Origin of the sequence: Methylobacterium sp. J-077 (genome assembly GCF_022829365.1) — a bacterium.
Lineage (GTDB): Bacteria > Pseudomonadota > Alphaproteobacteria > Rhizobiales > Beijerinckiaceae > Methylobacterium.
The window spans coordinates 1-2,233 of sequence record NZ_JAKSYJ010000234.1 but is presented as its reverse complement, the minus strand read 5'-3'; the positions used below and the strand labels follow the sequence as shown (position 1 = coordinate 2,233).

Annotated in this window: 1 protein-coding gene and 2 pseudogenes; 2 read left to right on the top strand and 1 reads right to left on the bottom strand. The window is 63.9% G+C overall.

Going from position 1 to position 2,233, the window contains the following annotated elements; all coding sequences use genetic code 11:
* Both MKL11_RS29445 and MKL11_RS29440 read left to right on the top strand, forming a co-directional pair.
* Positions 1-832, top strand: a pseudogene (locus tag MKL11_RS29445) (IS3 family transposase); the annotation flags it as partial.
* 77 nt (positions 833-909) lie between these two features.
* Positions 910-2,012 (top strand): IS3 family transposase gene (locus tag MKL11_RS29440; RefSeq protein WP_243950245.1). Its coding sequence is split into 2 segments (ribosomal slippage): positions 910-1,171 and positions 1,171-2,012, totalling 1,104 coding nucleotides; the frame shifts between segments, so codons are not numbered across the junction.
* Between the two features lie 81 nt (positions 2,013-2,093).
* Here the strand turns inward: MKL11_RS29440 and MKL11_RS29435 are convergent.
* Positions 2,094-2,233: pseudogene (locus MKL11_RS29435) on the bottom strand (IS630 family transposase); the annotation flags it as partial.

Here is a 2,233-nt window from a genome sequence, read left to right as displayed (position 1 = left end):
TCGCGCCTGCCGGGCGCTCGGTCAGCATCGCTCGACACAGCGCAAGGTGCCGCGGGGGCGCGACGACGAAGAGGCGCTGACGGCCGACCTCATCGCGCTGGCGGAGCGGTACGGTCGCTACGGCTACCGGAAGATCAGCGCGCTGCTGAAGGCGGCCGGGTGGTTCGTCAACGACAAACGCGTCGAGCGGATCTGGCGGCGTGAGGGTCTGAAGGTCCCGGCCAAGCAGCCCAAGCGGGGGCGGATCTGGGACAACGACGGCTCCTGTATCCGTCTTCGCCCGGAACACCCCAATCACGTGTGGTCGTACGACTTCGTCGAGGCGCGCACACATGATGGACGCAAGATCCGGATGCTCAACGTCGTCGACGAGTTCACGCATGAATGCTTGGCGATCCGGGTTGCCCGCAAGCTCAAAGCGGTCGATGTGATCGACGTGCTCTCGGATCTGTTCATCCTGCGTGGCGTACCTAGCCATGTCCGTTCGGATAACGGCCCGGAGTTCGTTGCGAAGATCGTACAAGCTTGGATTACCGGCGTCGGAGCAAAGACGGCCTACATCACTCCGGGCTCACCGTGGGAGAATGGCTACGTCGAAAGCTTCAACGCACGGCTTCGCGACGAACTCCTCAACGGCGAGATCTTCTACACACTTAGGGAAGCGCAGGTCGTCATCGAAAGCTGGCGACGTCACTACAACACCGTACGCCCGCACGCCTCACCGGGATACCGGCCGCCGGCCCCGGAGGTGTTCGTGCAAGCCTTCTCCGCTTGGCCGGCTGCGCTCGCCCGACCAGCTCCGCCGGCCAAGCTACCCGTGGCGGAGCGGCCTGACCCTGACCCAGCAAACTGGTCCACGCTGAGCGCAAGTTTTTCGGGCATCCTGAACCCTGAAGGAGGGTGGATGCCATGCCTCGCAAACGCTTCACGAACGAACAGATCGCCTTTGCCCTGCGGCAGGCGGAGTATGGTGCGACGGTGGATGAGGTCTGCCGGAAGATGGGCGTGTCCGAGCCGACGTTTTACCGCTGGAAGAAGCAGGTCGTCGGCATGGGCGTGCCGGAGATCCGGCGGCTCAAGCAGCTGGAGGACGAGAACAGCAAGCTCAAACGATTGGTGGCCGACCTGACGCTGGACCGCTCGATGTTGCAGGATGTCCTGAAGCGAAAGTGGTAAGGCCCGGCGCTCGCCGTGAAGTCGCCGGCCACCTGCAGGTGGCCTATGGCATCAGCGAGCGTCGGGCCTGCCAGGCCACCGGTTTTGGCCGCTCGTCCCAGCGTTACAGGAAGCGCTCTGACCCGCAGGTTGCGCTGCGGATGCGGCTGAAGGAACTCGCTGCCGCGCGGGTGCGCTACGGCTACCGACGGTTGCATATCCTACTGCGACGGGAGGGCTGGGAGGTGAACCACAAGCGCACCTACCGGATCTATCGCGACGAGGGGCTGTCGATCTGGCCCAAGCTGCCCGAACGCAAACGGGCTTGGCGCTACCGGCAAGGGCGGCCGGCGATCGGCGGACCCAACGAGGTCTGGGCCATGGACTTTATGTCTGATCGCATCTTCGACGGACGTCCGTTCCGGATCCTGACGGTGGTCGATTGCCATACGCGAGAGGCGCTCTCGCTCACACCGAGAGCCAACGTTCGCGCCTTCCAGGTGATCGAGGCCCTGGACGCACTGGTGAAGCTCCGCGGTCGTCCAAAGAGCCTACGGGTGGACAATGGACCGGAGTTCGCCGGGCGCATGCTCGACCAGTGGGCATACCTGAACGGGGTCGAGATCGACTTCTCACGACCGGGCAAACCGACCGACAACGCCTACATCGAGTCGTTCAACGGCCGCCTACGGGCGGAATGTCTGAACGCCTCGTGGTTCCTGTCGCTGGCCGATGCCCGCGAGCGCATCGAGGACTGGAGGTGCCACTATAACGAAGATCGACCCCACACGGCCCTGGGCGGCTTGACGCCCCGAGCTTTCGCCAACCAAGCTGTCACAGCCCGAAAACTTGCATAGGCCGTGGACCACAAACAGGGTCAACTCCACAGGCCCCGTGCACTAACTTTACCCTCGGACCACCTCGTGGGGGCCGATCAGGTGGCGAGCCAGCCAGGCGATGACCTTGGGGTGCTTGTGGGCCGCGTAGTTATCGAGGATCACGTGCATGGCCTTGCTGGCCGGGACGGTTTTCTCGACGGCGTTGAGGAAGCGGATGAACTCCTGATGGCGATGGCGTT